This window comes from Sphingomonas sp. TREG-RG-20F-R18-01 (assembly GCF_022662475.1).
In the GTDB taxonomy this organism is placed as follows: Bacteria; Pseudomonadota; Alphaproteobacteria; order Sphingomonadales; family Sphingomonadaceae; genus Sphingomonas.
This window is the reverse complement of sequence record NZ_JAKNQQ010000003.1, coordinates 524,383-538,852: the sequence shown is the minus strand read 5'-3', so window position 1 is coordinate 538,852 and position 14,470 is coordinate 524,383. Positions and strand designations below refer to the sequence as shown.

The 14,470-nt window shown below is 65.6% G+C and carries 15 protein-coding genes and 1 tRNA gene; 5 read left to right on the top strand and 11 right to left on the bottom strand.

Annotation, left to right across the window (positions count from 1 at the left end):
- From L8K25_RS12295 to L8K25_RS12265, 7 genes are all read right to left on the bottom strand, one after another.
- Nucleotides 1-300, bottom strand: a 300-nt coding sequence (locus L8K25_RS12295) for an ABC transporter ATP-binding protein (protein ID WP_242139252.1), incomplete at its 3' end; no start/stop codon positions are given.
- A 466-nt stretch (nucleotides 301-766) separates the two neighbouring features.
- Nucleotides 767-842 (bottom strand) — tRNA-Lys (locus L8K25_RS12290).
- Nucleotides 843-950: 108 nt separating this feature from the next.
- Entirely contained in the window at nucleotides 951-2,066 is a 1,116-nt protein-coding gene (rodA, locus tag L8K25_RS12285; protein ID WP_242139251.1) for a rod shape-determining protein RodA, read from the bottom strand.
- The gene (gene mrdA / locus L8K25_RS12280) at nucleotides 2,063-4,132 is read right to left on the bottom strand and encodes a penicillin-binding protein 2 (protein ID WP_242139284.1); all 2,070 of its coding nucleotides are present in this window, start codon (nucleotides 4,130-4,132) and stop codon (nucleotides 2,063-2,065) included. The genes rodA and mrdA overlap by 4 nt, the downstream gene beginning before the upstream one ends.
- Nucleotides 4,133-4,164: 32 nt before the next feature.
- Nucleotides 4,165-4,674 carry a rod shape-determining protein MreD gene (gene mreD, locus L8K25_RS12275; protein WP_242139250.1) on the bottom strand — a complete coding sequence of 170 codons (510 nt, stop codon included), beginning with the start codon at nucleotides 4,672-4,674 and terminating at the stop codon, nucleotides 4,165-4,167.
- Nucleotides 4,671-5,609, bottom strand: coding sequence for a rod shape-determining protein MreC (mreC, locus tag L8K25_RS12270; RefSeq protein WP_242139249.1), 939 nt, complete (start codon nucleotides 5,607-5,609; stop codon nucleotides 4,671-4,673). The genes mreD and mreC overlap by 4 nt, the downstream gene beginning before the upstream one ends.
- Before the next feature lie 128 nt (nucleotides 5,610-5,737).
- Nucleotides 5,738-6,784, bottom strand: coding sequence for a rod shape-determining protein (locus L8K25_RS12265; RefSeq protein ID WP_010163754.1), 1,047 nt, complete (start codon nucleotides 6,782-6,784; stop codon nucleotides 5,738-5,740).
- Between the two features lie 158 nt (nucleotides 6,785-6,942).
- Here L8K25_RS12265 and mutL point away from each other — a divergent pair, with 158 nt between their 5' ends.
- The gene (mutL, locus tag L8K25_RS12260) at nucleotides 6,943-8,769 is read left to right on the top strand and encodes a DNA mismatch repair endonuclease MutL (protein ID WP_242139248.1); all 1,827 of its coding nucleotides are present in this window, start codon (nucleotides 6,943-6,945) and stop codon (nucleotides 8,767-8,769) included.
- A gap of 424 nt (nucleotides 8,770-9,193) precedes the next feature.
- On the opposite strand, the gene rplI is transcribed toward mutL, so the two are convergent.
- Genes rplI through rpsF form a run of 3 tightly spaced genes read right to left on the bottom strand, consistent with a single transcriptional unit; the run spans nucleotide 9,194 to nucleotide 10,475 of the window.
- The gene (gene rplI, locus L8K25_RS12255) at nucleotides 9,194-9,799 is read right to left on the bottom strand and encodes a 50S ribosomal protein L9 (RefSeq protein WP_242139247.1); all 606 of its coding nucleotides are present in this window, start codon (nucleotides 9,797-9,799) and stop codon (nucleotides 9,194-9,196) included.
- Between the two features lie 12 nt (nucleotides 9,800-9,811).
- Complete coding sequence (gene rpsR / locus L8K25_RS12250) at nucleotides 9,812-10,036, bottom strand: 30S ribosomal protein S18 (RefSeq protein ID WP_010163758.1); 225 nt, start codon at nucleotides 10,034-10,036, stop codon at nucleotides 9,812-9,814.
- A gap of 13 nt (nucleotides 10,037-10,049) precedes the next feature.
- Nucleotides 10,050-10,475 (bottom strand): 30S ribosomal protein S6, encoded by a 426-nt coding sequence (gene rpsF, locus L8K25_RS12245; protein WP_029623922.1) that lies wholly within the window; start codon nucleotides 10,473-10,475, stop codon nucleotides 10,050-10,052.
- Nucleotides 10,476-11,012: 537 nt separating this feature from the next.
- Here rpsF and L8K25_RS12240 point away from each other — a divergent pair.
- Nucleotides 11,013-11,723 carry a transcriptional regulator gene (locus tag L8K25_RS12240; protein WP_242139246.1) on the top strand — a complete coding sequence of 237 codons (711 nt, stop codon included), beginning with the start codon at nucleotides 11,013-11,015 and terminating at the stop codon, nucleotides 11,721-11,723.
- Nucleotides 11,724-11,817: 94 nt separating this feature from the next.
- On the opposite strand, the gene L8K25_RS12235 is transcribed toward L8K25_RS12240, so the two are convergent.
- Complete coding sequence (locus L8K25_RS12235; RefSeq protein ID WP_242139245.1) at nucleotides 11,818-12,180, bottom strand: RcnB family protein; 363 nt, start codon at nucleotides 12,178-12,180, stop codon at nucleotides 11,818-11,820.
- Nucleotides 12,181-12,364: 184 nt separating this feature from the next.
- On the opposite strand from L8K25_RS12235, the gene fabD reads away from it, so the two are divergent.
- The 3 genes from fabD (at nucleotide 12,365) to L8K25_RS12220 (ending at nucleotide 14,416) form a co-directional block, all read left to right on the top strand.
- Complete coding sequence (fabD, locus tag L8K25_RS12230; protein WP_242139244.1) at nucleotides 12,365-13,300, top strand: ACP S-malonyltransferase; 936 nt, start codon at nucleotides 12,365-12,367, stop codon at nucleotides 13,298-13,300.
- Nucleotides 13,301-13,312: 12 nt separating this feature from the next.
- On the top strand, nucleotides 13,313-14,053 hold the full coding sequence (gene fabG / locus L8K25_RS12225; protein ID WP_242139243.1) for a 3-oxoacyl-[acyl-carrier-protein] reductase: 741 nt from the start codon (nucleotides 13,313-13,315) through the stop codon (nucleotides 14,051-14,053).
- Between the two features lie 126 nt (nucleotides 14,054-14,179).
- Nucleotides 14,180-14,416, top strand: coding sequence for an acyl carrier protein (locus tag L8K25_RS12220; RefSeq protein ID WP_010163766.1), 237 nt, complete (start codon nucleotides 14,180-14,182; stop codon nucleotides 14,414-14,416).
- Nucleotides 14,417-14,470 lie beyond the last annotated feature (54 nt).

The following is a 14,470-nucleotide window of genomic DNA, read 5'->3' as shown; positions in this document are numbered from 1 at the left end:
TAAGGGGAAGGCGATGTTCTGCGCGACGGAAAGATGCGGGTAGAGCGCATAGGATTGGAACACCATGGCAATGCCGCGATCCGCCGGCTCGACCGCGGTGACGTCGCGGCCGCCGATTTCGATACGGCCGGCACTCGGCGTTTCCAGCCCCGCGATCAACCGCAACAGCGTCGACTTGCCGCACCCCGATGGACCGATGATCACGATGAACTCGCCCGATGCGATCGAGAGATCGGTCGGATGCAGCGCGGCCGCCGCACCGAAGGTCTTGGAAAGATGCTCGACGACGACGCTGCTCATCGGCACGACCGTAGCCGTGGTCCCACGCCGGTCAACTCATGACGCATTCCCGGGGGCGGGTTCGAGGCGCATCAGCGAGACTGAAGCCCATATTCAGCGTTGCAGGGGAGGGCTGTCGCTCCCCTTCTCCAGCGTATGTCCATCCGGAATTTGGGGGGCGGGGAACGCGGGGTTTTGGAACGCATCGTGTGGGCCGCTCTCCGGCGCGGCGATCCTGGGCGGAGATGCTGGCCAACAAGGTATGGCCTGCCGACGAACGTCTGGAGACGCCTCAACGGCACGCGCATGTGAACCCGAACAACCCGCACGAGCACCGGATCCAGTGGCGGATGCGGCACGTCTAGCTTAGTCAGTAAGCGCCAGGAATGGCTGGAAGGTCCCGTCTCTGATGCCCCACACACAAGGTGATGGGACCGGCCCAAAAGGGCCCCTGCGGGCGCCGCAGGTAATGGAAACTTAGGCATAATGGTGGACGCACTTGGGCTCGAACCAAGGACCCGCTGATTAAGAGTCAGCTGCTCTACCAACTGAGCTATGCGTCCATTCCCGCTTGGTAGGGGCAGCGCGTCAGCGCCGCCGTTGCCGGGAGGCGGTCGGTTAGCAGCGTCTGCGCAGCTTGCAAACCCTTTTTTGCGATTGCGGCAAAAAACTCACCAGCGACCCTCGGTTTTATGGTTCGACCGGTTGATCGACATCAGGATGCCGAGGCACAGCATGAACGTCATCTGGCTCGATCCGCCATTGCTGATCAGCGGCAGGGGGACGCCGACGACCGGCGCCATCCCCATCACCATCGCCATGTTGATCGCGACATAGTAGAAGATCGTCGCGGCGAGCCCGGCGGCGGTCAGCTTCGCAAAGCGTGACTGGGCTTTCAGGGCGGTGGACAGGCCCCATTGCACGATCAGGACGAACGCCACGATCAGCAGGACGCCGCCCAGCAGGCCCCATTCCTCCATCATCGTCGCCAGCGCGAAATCGGTGTGCCCCTCGGGCAGGTAATCGAGATGGCTCTGCGTCCCGTTGAGGAAACCCTTCCCGAAGATCCCTCCCGACCCGATCGCGATCTTCGACTGGCTGATATGGTAACCGATACCCAGCGGATCGCTTTCGGGATCCAGGAAGACGAGGATGCGGTTGCGCTGATAGCCGTGCAGCACGAAGTTGACCGCGAGCGGCACGGCCGCACACAGCGACAGGGCGCCGATGATGAAAAGCCGCAGCGGAACGCCGGCCAGGAACATCACCGTGACGCCACCGATCGTAATCATCAGCGCGGTTCCGAGGTCCGGCTGTTTCATGACCAGCGCCGCGGGGATCAGGATCAGAATTGCCGCGGGCCAGATCGCCCCGAACCGCCGTGTCTCGTTCGGGGGCAGCATGTCGTAGAATTTGGCGCAGGCGAGGACGATGCAGGGCTTCATCAGCTCCGACGGCTGCAGGCGAATGAAACCGACGTCGAGCCAGCGCTGGCCGCCGCCGCGCACCGCGCCGACCAGCTCGACCAGCACCAGCATCAGGCACAGCGCACCATAAGCTGGGATCGCGCCGGTGTTCCACCAGCGCTCGGGCACGCGCGACAGCGCCAGCGCCACGCCCAGCAGCATGAAGAAGCGGATGCCCTGCGACAGCGCCCACGGCCGGACACTGCCGCCCGCCGCCGAATAGAGCACGAGCAGGTCGAAACAGCCGATCGCCAGCACCAGCAGGATGATCTTCCACGGCAGCTGGGCGAACGGGGCGGGGACGATGCTGCGCGTGCTCATCGCGGATCGTGCTCCGTGCTGCCGTCCTCGGCGACCGTATTGCCGGGCGCGGCACTGTTGGCGAGCGCTTCGGCGGCAGCGACGTCGGCGGCGGCGGCCGCGCGGACGGCGGGCGCGTCGGTCGGTGCGGTCGCATCGCGCTCGGTCTGGGCGCCGACCGCGAGCGGCGGCGCATTGGCGGCGGCGCGGTAGGCGGCGGTCTCGGCCGCCATGCGGGTCCGGATGTCGCCACCCCAGGTCGGTTCCGCTTCGGCCAGCGACGCCATCGCGCGGTCGCGGTCGAACAGCCATGTCATGATGTCGCGCGCGATCGCGGGCGTGTCGAGGTTGCGGACGGTATGGCCACCATGTTCCAGCACCACGGCGATCGCGTAGCGCGGGTTGTCATGCGGCGCAAACCCCTGGAACAGCGCGTGGTCGCGCATCTTGAAGGGAAGCGATCCGTTCTTCAGCACGCCGCCCGCGCGCTCGGCCATCGTGATGCGGCGGACCTGCGCGGTGCCGGTCTTGCCCGCAAGCGCGACCCCCGGCGTCAGCATTCGCGCAGCGCCGCCAGTCCCCCCGCCGTTGACCACGCCCCACATCGCCTCATGGACCGTCCGGAGGTGGTCGGGCTGCACCAACAGGGCAGGGGCATCGGTGTGGACATGGCCGGTGAGCAAGCTGGGCTGGAGCGCACGACCCGAGGCGAGCCGCGCCGCCATCACCGCCAGTTGCAGCGGGTTGGTCAGCACATATCCCTGGCCGATCGAGGCGTTCAGCGAGTCGGCCACGGTCCAGGCCTGTTTGTAGCGACGCAGCTTCCATGCCGCGTCCGGGACGGTGCCATAGCGCTGGCTCCGGAAGGGCAGGTCGAACTTCTGGCCGAGCCCGAGCGACCGCGCGACCGGCGCGACGTTGTCATACCCGAGGCGCCGGACCATTTCGTAGAAATAGATGTCGCAGCTCTGCATGATCGCGTTCTTGAGATCGAGCGCGCCGTGGCCCCGTTTGAGATGGCAGTGGAACACGCCCGTCCCGACGCGCAACGCTCCGCTGCAGAAGACGCGCTCTGACGCGGGGACGCCAGCGCCGAGCAGCGCCAGGCCATTCATCGGCTTGACCGTCGATCCCGGCGGATACAGGCCCTGCAGGACCTTGTTCATCAACGGCACATGGTCGTTGTCCGACAGCATCTTCCATTCGAGATGGCTGATCCCGTCGGAAAAGTTGTTGGGGTCGTACGCCGGCATCGACACCATCGCCAGCATTTCGCCGTTGGTGCAGTCGATCACGACGACCGAGCCGGACTGCGTGCCCAGGCGACGCGCGGCATAGTCCTGCAGCCCCGCGTCGATCGTCAACCGGACGTTCTGGCCGGGCTGGTCGGGTCTGGTCGCGAGTTCGGCGACGAGCTTGCCGCGCGCGGTCACCTCGACGCGTTTCTGGCCGGCAACGCCGCGCAGCGTCTTTTCCAGCGTCTTTTCCAGCCCGTCCTTGCCGAGCTTGAAGCCGGGTGTGACCATCAGCTGGTCGTGCGTCTGCTTATACTGCTCGGCCGACGCGGCGCCGACATAACCGGTCAGGTGGGCGACGGCCGCCCCGGCGGGATAGCTGCGCGAGAAGCCGCGCGTGGGGGCCACGCCGGGCAGTTCCGGCAAGCGCACGCTGACCGCGGCGAAGCGTTCCCAGTCCAGATTCTCCGCGACCTGGACGGGTTGGAAACCCGCCGCATGCTCTAGGTCGGAGACCAGCCGGTCCATCTCCTCCGGCGGCAGTTTCAGGACGTCGCGGAGCAGGGCGAGCACGCGATCCTTGTCCTCGAGCCGGTCGGGAATGATGTCGACCCGGAAATCGGTCCGGTTGTTGGCAATCGGCGCGCCGTGCCGATCGACAATCCAGCCGCGGCGCGGCGGGACCAGCGTCATGTTGACGCGGTTGCTTTCCGACAGGGTGGTATAATGTTCGTTCTCGGCGACGGCGAGCCACGCCATCCGGCCCGCCAGCGCCACGCCGACCAGCCCCTGACCCGCGCCTAGCAGCACCGCGCGTCGCGAAAAGCTGAAGCTTTGCGCCGCCTCGGTCATCACCTTGTTGGAATTGCCGAAGGTCGGCCCGGTCACGCCGTTTCCTCCTCGCGCGTCAGCATCGAGCAGATGCGCGTCGCGAGGGGAAACAGCAAGGTGGTTACCGCGATTTGCAGCATCAAAAGCGTGTCGACGTGCGCGCCGAGCGGTGAAGCGACGAGCCGCCCGAGGATGAGGCAGAAGCAGATCGATCCACCGGCGATCAGCCAGTCCTGCCAGAAATCGCGAAACACGACGCGCTGGTCGATCAGGTCGATCATGAAGAAGCACAGGGTCCAGAACAGCATCGAATTGCCGAGCGGCTGGCCGCTTAGCAAATCGTCGTACAGCCCAAGCGGCAGCGGCGCCCATACCGGCAGGCTCAGCGGACGGGACAGGCGCCAGCCGAGCAGCATCAGCAGTCCGAACGGCGGCAGGACCGGGATGTTGGCGATGACCGGCCAGACCGCGAGCGTCGATGCAAGCACGACCGACAACGCCGGTACGAAGCGCGCCAGGCTGTGATCGGGTGGCTCGTCGAAGGGGCCGCGAATCTGGCTCATCGCGCGGCGGGCCGCGCAGGTCGGGACGTTGGCTTGGCCTTGGGCTTGGGTGTCGGCTTCGGGGCGGGCTGCGGAACCGCGACCGGGGGCGGGGGTGGCAGGAACGCCTGTTGCACCATCGCATAGTCCAGCGTGTCGGGCTGCGCATAGCTCCGCGCGATTGCGGCATCCCGGCCGCGCCGGACGATGTGACCAACCGGAACGTCGGGCGGATAGATCCCGCCGATCCCGGACGTGACGAAAACGTCGCCCGCGGCAAAACCGGGATTGGCCATCGCGACCGAACGGATGTCGATGAGCCCGTCGCCGCGCCCCGCCGCCAGCGCCGGCATGCCGTCGCGGGTCCGGCGCACGGGAACGACGCTTTCTGGATCGGTCAGCAACAGCACGCGCGCACTATTGGGTCCCGTTTCCAGGACCCGGCCGACCAGGCCGTCGGGCCCGGTAACCGGTTGCCCCGACGCAACGCCCTGCCAGGATCCGGCGTTGAGCACCGCAAAGCGGCGCGTGCTGGCGCCGGAGGAACTGACCAGGCGTGCGGTGACGACCGGATCGGCAACGCGTTCGCGCAACCGCAGCAACGCGGCGAGCCGCCGGTTGTCATAGCCCAGCGACCGCGCGCGCATGAACAGCGCGTGCTGGTCGGCAAGCTGCTTGCGCAGCCGGCGGTTCTCGTCGCGGACGCCGAAATATTCGGACACGCCGCCCGGGATCGCGCCGAACCACTGGCCCACCGTGGATAGCCCCGACGAGATCGGCGTCGTCACTTCGGCGACGCTGGCGCGCAGGACCGCGAAGGCCGGCGGATCGATCGCCGACAGGGCAAGAAGCACCGCGGCGACCAACGACCCTGCAACCGCGATCACATAGCCAAGAAACAAACCATATTGCGCCCGCCGCGAAAAACCCGGGCGCCGATTGCGAGGCGGCGCCATGTTACCCCCGTCCAAAGGCCCAAAGGCCGCCTGATGCTACCATCTGTAGCGACGGCCGCCTGCGCTGAGTAGGGGTTCGCGTACCCATCCCGCTTGACGGCCCTTCATTCTTGCTGCGTGCGCCCCGCTCAGGCGCTGTGCAGCACACCGCGGTAGATCGGATCCTCGAGCGCCCGCCCGGTGCCGAGCGCAACGCAGGTGAGGGGGTCGTCCGCGATCGTGACCGGCAGGCCGGTCTCGTCGCGCAGAACCTCGTCGATGCCCTTGAGCAGCGCACCGCCGCCGGTGAGCACGATCCCCTGATCGACGATATCGGCCGCCAGCTCGGGCGCGGTATTCTCGAGTGCGATGCGGACACCCTCGACGATCTGGCCGACCGGCTCGCTGAGCGCCTCGGCGATCTGGCCCTGGTTGATCTGGATTTCCTTGGGCACGCCGTTGACGAGATCGCGGCCCTTGACGTGGATCGTCAGGCCGATCCCGTCGAGCGGCGGCTTGGCGACGCCGACTTCCTGCTTGATCCGCTCCGCGGTCGCGTCGCCGATCAGGAGGTTGTGGTTGCGACGGACGTAGGAGACGATCGCCTCGTCCATCTTGTCGCCGCCGACGCGCACCGACGTGGTATAGGCGAGACCGCGCAGCGACAGCACCGCGACTTCGGTCGTGCCGCCGCCGATGTCGACGACCATGCTGCCGATCGGCTCGGTGACGGGCATGTCGGCGCCGATCGCGGCGGCCATCGGCTCCTCGATCAGCCAGACCTGCGACGCGCCGGCGTTCGACGCGGCATCGCGGATCGCGCGGCGCTCGACCGAGGTCGAACCCGAGGGGACGCAGATCACGATCTGCGGCCAGCGCATGAAGCGTCGCTGCCCGCCGTGGACCTTGCGAATGAAGTGCGCGATCATCTGCTCGGCCACGTCGATATCGGCGATCACGCCGTCGCGTAAGGGGCGGATCGCCTGGATGCTGTCGGGGGTCTTGCCCATCATCAGCTTGGCGTCGTCGCCGACCGCCTTGACGCGCTTGACGCCGTTGAGCGTTTCGACCGCGACGACCGAGGGTTCATTGAGCACGATGCCGCGACCGCGCAGATAGACGACGGTGTTGGCGGTCCCCAAATCGATCGCCATGTCGTGCGAGGAGAAGCGAAAGAGATTCGAGAAAAAGCCCATGGATCGTTCCGTTTCACGCCGGGTGCGGTGGCTTCCGGCAGGTCGCATTTCGCCCCCGCGACATGCTTAAGACCGTGGCTTTCAGAGCGAAGCCCACGCTCTGGTTAAGTCACGGTTACGGCTCGCGGGATGGCGTCGCTTGGGCTAGAGCTTAAGGCATGTCAATACGCCGCCTCCCCGAACATCTCGTCAATCGTATCGCTGCCGGTGAAGTGGTGGAACGGCCAGCCAGCGCGTTGAAGGAGCTGGTCGAGAATGCGATCGACGCGGGCGCGACGCGGATCGCGGTGCGGCTGGCGGGCGGGGGGACCGACCTGGTCGAAGTCACCGACGACGGGTGCGGGATGCAACCGTCCGACATGGCGCTCGCGCTGGAGCGACATGCGACGTCGAAGCTGCCTGATGAAGCGATCGAGGCGGTCAGCACGCTCGGTTTCCGCGGCGAGGCGTTGCCCTCGATCGCGAGCGTCGCGCGGATGACATTGGAGAGCCGGGTGCCGGGCGCGGAAGGCTGGTCGCGCGTGATCGACAATGGCGTGCTGGAGTCGGAAGGCCCCGCCGCGATCCCGCCCGGGACTCGCGTGCGGGTCGAGGCCTTGTTCGCCCGAGTGCCTGCGCGGCGCAAGTTTCTGCGTTCGCCGCGTGCGGAGTTCGCGGCGTGCATGGACGTGGTGCGGCGGCTTGCGATGGCGTGGCCGGATATCGGGTTCTCGGTCGAGCATGACGGGCGGCGCTCGCTGTCGGTCAGCGCAGGGGAGACCTTGCCCGATCGAGTCGCTGGGCTGACCGATCGCGGGCTGGTCGAGAATGGCGTCGGGGTCGATTTCGTCCGCGAGGGGATCGGGCTTGGCGGGATCGCCGGGCTGCCGACGTTCAACCGCGGGATTGCGGACCATCAATATCTGTTCGTCAACGGGCGTCCGGTGAAGGACCGGTTGCTGATCGGTGCGATTCGCGGGGCCTATGCCGAGATGATGCCGCGCGACCGGCATGCGGTGGTGGCGCTGTTCCTCGACGTCCCGCCCGATGTGGTCGACGTCAACGTCCATCCGGCCAAGACCGAGGTGCGGTTTCGCGATCCCGCGCTGGTCAGGGGGCTGATCGTCAGCGGCTTGCGCAGGGCGCTGGACGAGGCGGGGCATCGCAGCCAGCGGCCGACGGAAAGTGCGCTCGCGGCATGGACGACAGAAACTAGCCCCTCCCCTTCAGGGGAGGGGTTGGGGTGGGGAAGTCCAGCAGAACTCCGGCTCGGTGAGACACCCCCCACCCCCAACCCCTCCCCTGCAGGGGAGGGGCTTCCCGTGGATCAGAGGTCCTACGCGTTAAACGACCGCCGCTCCTTCGTCACCCCACCCCCGCTAGCCCGCGCCGAACCCGCCTACACCCCACCCCCCGAAACCGTCGCCTACCCGCTCGGCGTCGCGCGCGGGCAGGTCGGCAAGACCTACATCGTCGCCGAAGCGCAGGACGGGCTGATCCTCGTCGACCAGCACGCCGCGCACGAACGCCTCGTGCTCGAGCGGATGCGCACGGCGATGGCGTCCGGCGGAGTCGCCAGCCAGGCGCTGCTCCTCCCCGAAGTGATCGAGCTCGACGAATCCGCCTGCGACCGCCTCGAGGCGCGGGCATCCGAGCTCAGCGAGTTCGGCCTAGACCTCGACCGCTTCGGCCCGCGCGCGATGCTGGTGCGCGGCGTGCCGGCGATGCTCGGGCAAAGCGACGTCACCGGCCTCGTTACCGACCTCGCCGACGAACTCGCCGCCTTCGACGAGGCGCTGTCGCTACGCGAGCGACTCGATCACGTCGCTGCGACGATGGCGTGCCACGGATCGGTGCGGGCAGGGCGGATCCTGTCGGTCGCCGAGATGAATGCCCTGCTGCGCGAAATGGAAGTCACTCCGCATTCGGGGCAGTGCAACCACGGCCGCCCGACGTGGGTGAAGCTGGCGCATGGCGACATCGAGCGGCTGTTCGGTCGGAAGTAGCAGGGCCAATTCCGCGGGACTCGAAATGAACGGGAAGGAGAAAGACGAAATGCTGGGTTTCGTTCATCGAACGGAAACAAATCTCGTACGGCGCATTTACACGACGACAGCCCCCATCGTCGTATCGGACCGCCCCATGACCAAAGTTCTGCCCGTCTTTTTCGCGCTCATTCCGCTCGCGGCCCTGGTCGGTGCGTGCGCGGTAACAGGCTGACCATTTCCGCCTGTCCTACATGCGATCGGCATGGCATCATGCACGCGCGCTCTTTGACGGCACCGGCACCGCATTCCTGATCCGTTAGGGCGATGGGTCGACGGCATCCGATACCGCCTAACCTTTGCCTAACCTTCCGCGCTCCCATCCAACCGAAAAGGGCCGCCCGGATCACTCCGGACGGCGCTTTTCGCACAGTAACCGAATGACTTACGCTGCGGCAGGAGCCTCGACGTCGTCCTGGTTCGAGGCAACCTCGGCGGTCGCGCCGGGTTCTGCGTTGGGATCGTAATCCTCAACGAAGCCAGCCTCGTCCTTTTCGAACATCGCTTCCATGACGTTGACGCCCTCGGCCTGCATCTTCGCCTCTTCGGGCGAGCGTGCAATGTTGACCTTGATCGTCACCGACACTTCCGGGTGCAGCGAAACCTTGACCTCGTAAAGGCCGATGGCCTTGATCGGCTTGTTGAGCACGATTGCCGACTTCGACACCTTGTGGCCTTCGGCCTCGAGGATCTCGATCAGATCGCGCACCGCGACCGAGCCGTACAGCTGGCCGGTGTTCGACGCCTGACGGATCAACGTCACGGTCGTGCCGTCGATGTCCTTGGCCTCGACTTCCGCTTCCGAACGACGCGCTGCGTTCTCGGCAACGATGTTCTCGCGATTCTTTTCGAAGACCTTGCGGTTGGCTTCGTTGGAGCGAAGCGCCTTCTTGTTCGGCAGGAGGAAGTTGCGGGCGAACCCGTCCTTCACCTTGACGACGTCGCCGATGTTGCCGAGCTTGTCGACGCGTTCCAGCAGGATGACATCCATCTCAGCCGCTCCTTACTTAACGATGTAGGGCAGAAGGCCCAGATGACGCGAACGCTTGATCGCCTGGGCGAGCTCGCGCTGCTTCTTTGCGCTCACCGAAGTGATACGCGACGGGACGATCTTGCCACGCTCGGACACGAAGCCCTGGAGCAACCGGACGTCCTTGTAATCGATCCGGGGAGCGTCTTTTGCGGAGAACGGGCAGCTCTTGCGGCGGCGGAAAAATGGGCGTGCCATGGTCTATAGCTCCTTATTCGCCGTCGAAGTCACGACGCGGGCGGTCGCCGCGGTCAGGACGATCACCGCGGCCTTCACGGCCACCTTCGCGGTCGCCACGACGCTCACGGTCGCGCTCGGACTTGCGCATCATCACGGTCGGGCCCTCTTCGAGCGCGTCGACCTTGACGGTCATGTAGCGGATGATGTCTTCGTTGATCTGCGTCTGGCGCTCGAGCTCGGCGACGACACCGGCAGGGGCGTCGATTTCGAGCATCACGTAATGCGCCTTGCGGTTCTTGGCGATCTTGTACGCCAGGCTACGCAGACCCCAGCTCTCGGTCTTGACGACCCGGCCTTCGTTATCGTTCACGATCTTGGTGGCGGTTTCCGCCAGGGCGTCCACCTGCGCTTGTGCCAGATCCTGGCGCGCAAGGAACACGTGCTCGTATAGAGCCATGTGTCTCGTCTCTCTCTTTTGGCCGATCGCTGACGCCGCACCATGCGGACGCCCCTCCGGCTGTCGTCTCGGGAATCCCATACGACGACCATTTCTGGCCGCAGCACGGGCGAGCCCATTGCCCGATCTCGTCGCGCGACGCAAGCGTTCATGGCCGGCATATCGCAACGCCGACGTTAGGATTGTTTTTTCACGCTAAATCTTCTCTTCCAGACCGTATATGTATCCGGCGAACAAATCCTACATCATCCTAAGTATTAACCATACACGATCTGCCGTATTCTGATATAGGTCGCATGGATGTAGGTAGGGCGGCAGGAGGTGTTCCGTCATGATCCTATTAATAGAGATGTTTTGCGGTGCAGTGCTCTTCTCGATGGGTTTCGTTGTCGGATGCTTTTGGAGCACAAACTTCCTGAAGGTCAGAATGGAACGTCAAAACGGGACGGATGGAAGCGTCACGACTGCCGAGCCAATCATCAGGCGGCCAGGTGAGCCAGCACTTTCATTCGTTGGTGGGGAAAGGACATCGGTTCGATGACGGCAAGAGTCGCAATTCGATCAGATCATCTACAGCTTTACGAAGCCTATAACATTCATACTCCGGTATCGGACCGGTATCTCGCCACGTTCGAACTGGACGCGGACGGCGTTTTGCTCGGGTCCAACGCGGTTGGGCAGCACATGCTCGATCGCGGCAACATCCTGCGCGGGTCGCTGCGCGAGCGGGTCGCCTGGGCGTCGCTCGATCTCGCCGAACGGATGAACGCGGCGCTGAACCAGCGGGGCGGGGATGTGCTGTTGGTGTCCGTCATGGACACGACGGGGGCACGCCATGCGATACTGATCGCGCGCGACACGGCGATTGGAACCTATCGATCCTCCAGCCGGACCAAGATGGTGGTGCGCGATCTGCTGGCATGGGCAGAATCGGAGATCCTGGTCCCGTCCCGCGTGTATCTGCTCACGGCGAGCGAAACGGCCCTCGCGCAGAGTTTGGTGATGGGGCGGTCGCTGACGACCCATGCGCAACTGCGCGGTTCGGTGGTTGCGACGGTGCGGAAGCAATTGTCCGCCATCTTCGCCAAGACCGGAACGAGCCGTCAGGTCGAACTCGTGGCGACCCTGCTCGCCACCGCGGCGTTGCACGATCCCTGGGCAACCGACACCGGACAGCACGCTTTCCTGCCCGAGGCGGCGTCCGAACGAGGTTTGATCCGCCGGGCGGGGGTTCGCGTAAGTCACTGATCCGGAAAAACGGGGGCTTCGGAAAACAGGCAAGATCGGCCTCGGCGCGGGTCGCCGAGGCCGATCCTTACGGCGCGCTATCGTCGCGGCGGTATCAGTTGAAGGCGCCCGACAGCACGGCGCCAACGATCCCGCCGCGCGATGCAACGAGGACGGCATCATTGCCCGAGCGCACCCAGTGATAGCCACGCGGCGGCGCGTAGAGGCGTCGCGCGCGATAGGCATGCCAGTCGCCGAGCTCGCGGTAGTTCTGCGCATAGCGACGGTCGAACCGCTGACCGCGTGCCCAGCGGCGATCGGCCGGGCGGTCGACCGTGGTCCGCTTCGTCACGACCGTGCCGTTGGGGCGTTCGCGGACCACGGTCGTGGTTTGGCGCTGCTGGGCGTCGGCGCTGGTGGCGGCTATCGGGCTCGCCGCGGCGGCTGTTGCCAGCAACGCGATGATCATCTTTTTCATGACAAACTCCTGTCTATGGACGGCGCCTTGCTCCCGGCGTCGGACCCTATCTGGGGGGCGTTTGTCGCGCATCCGTGCCGGACGGACCGACAAATGGTCGCAACATGTCCCCGTCGTCCCAGCTCCGTTCAGGTTGACGCCGCTTCGGTGGAGCGCCTAACCGCCCGTGCAAAGGAGTGGTGTGATGCGAGCTTTTGTATTCCCGGGGCAGGGCAGTCAGGTCGTCGGCATGGGCAGTGCGCTCGCCGCGGCGAGCCCGGTCGCCCGGGCGGTGTTTCAGGAAGTCGACGAGGCGCTGGGACAGCATCTGTTCCGCCTCATGCGCGACGGACCGGAGGATCAGCTGCAACTGACTGAGAACGCACAGCCGGCGATCATGGCGAATGCGATCGCGACGTTGCGGGTGCTGGAGGAGGAAGGCGGGATCAGGCTTGCCGACAAGGCGGACTATGTCGCCGGCCATTCGCTCGGGGAATATAGTGCCCTGTGTGCGGCAGGATCGATCGACCTGGCGACGACGGCGCGATTGCTGAAGCTACGCGGGCAAGCCATGCAAGCGGCGGTCCCGGTCGGTATCGGCGCGATGGCGGCTTTGCTAGGGGCCGACGTCGAAAAGGCCCGCGCGATTGCCGAAGCGGCTGCGGAGGGCGAAGTGTGCACGGTCGCGAACGACAATGATCCGTCGCAGGTGGTGATCTCCGGGCATCGGAGCGCAATCGAACGCGCGGTCGCGTTGGCGAAGGATATGGGTGCCAAGCGCGCGGTCTTGTTGCCTGTCTCCGCCCCGTTCCATTGCGCCTTGATGCAACCGGCGGCCGACGCGATGGACCGTGCGCTCGCCGATGCGCGGATCGAGGCGCCGCTCGTCCCGTTGTTCGCCAACGTCACCGCAGCCGCCGTTGCGGACGCCGGCACGATCCGCCGGCTGTTGGTCGAGCAGGTAACCGGGATGGTGCGCTGGCGCGAATCGGTGCTCGCGATGGCGGAAACCGGGGTGGAGCGTTTCGTCGAGTTCGGCGGTAAGGTGCTGACCCCCATGATCAAGCGCATCGCGCCCGACGTCGAGACGGCCAGCGTCGTGACGATGGACGATATCGAGGCGCTCGCAAAAGCGCTCTGACGGAGAAATAGCATGTTCGATCTGACTGGAATGACGGCGCTCGTCACGGGCGCTTCGGGGGGCATCGGCTCCGCCATTGCGCGTGGGCTTGCGGAACAGGGGGCGCGACTGGCGGTGTCGGGGTCCAATGTCACCAAGCTGGAAGCCTTTCGCGACGGCCTGGCGGGCAATCACGTGGCGCTGCCTTGCGACCTGTCGGACGGCGCGGCCGTGGATGCGCTTGTCCCGCAGGCCGTCGAGGCGCTCGGTGGCAAGCTCGACATCCTCGTCAACAATGGCGGCATCACGCGCGACAATCTGGTGATGCGGATGAAGGACGAGGAATGGGACGCGGTGATCCGTGTCAACCTCGAGGCGGCGTTCCGTCTCGCGCGCGCCGCGGCGCGGCCGATGATGAAGGCGCGCTTCGGGCGGATCGTCTCGATCACCTCGGTGGTTGGCACCACCGGTAACCCAGGCCAGGCGAATTACGCCGCATCGAAGGGCGCTCTGACCGCCATGTCGAAGGCGCTCGCCCAGGAACTGGCCAGCCGCGGGATCACCGTGAACTGCGTCGCCCCCGGCTTTATCGCCTCGCCGATGACCGATGGCTTGCCGGATGCGCAGAAAGACGCGCTTAATGCGCGGATTCCGATGGGAAAGATGGGCCAGGGCATGGATATCGGCGCGGCGGTCGTCTATCTGGCGAGCCGCGAAGCAGGCTATGTCACGGGGCAGACGATTCACGTCAACGGTGGCATGGCGATGATCTAAGCGCAGACGCCGCACGGTTCGCGGCGTTACCGTACCGGTTCGGGTGCCGGTTCCCCTTGCAAGGGCCCCAACCCCGTTCTAGGTGCGTTCAGGAATCAAGAACCCCCAGCTACAGAGGGACGGAATATGAGCGAGACCGCAGACCGCGTTAAGAAGATCGTCGTCGAGCATCTCGGCGTTGAAGCCGACAAGGTGACCGAAGATGCGAGCTTCATCGATGATCTGGGCGCGGACAGCCTCGACATCGTCGAGCTGGTGATGGCCTTCGAAGAAGAATTCGAAGTCGAAATTCCGGATGATGCCGCCGAGAAGATCACGACCGTCAAGGACGCGATCACGTTCATCGACGAGCACAAGGGCTGAGCGCCACGCCACGGGCGCGGCAGCAACGCTGAAGTCAGAAGCGGCTCCCCGTCC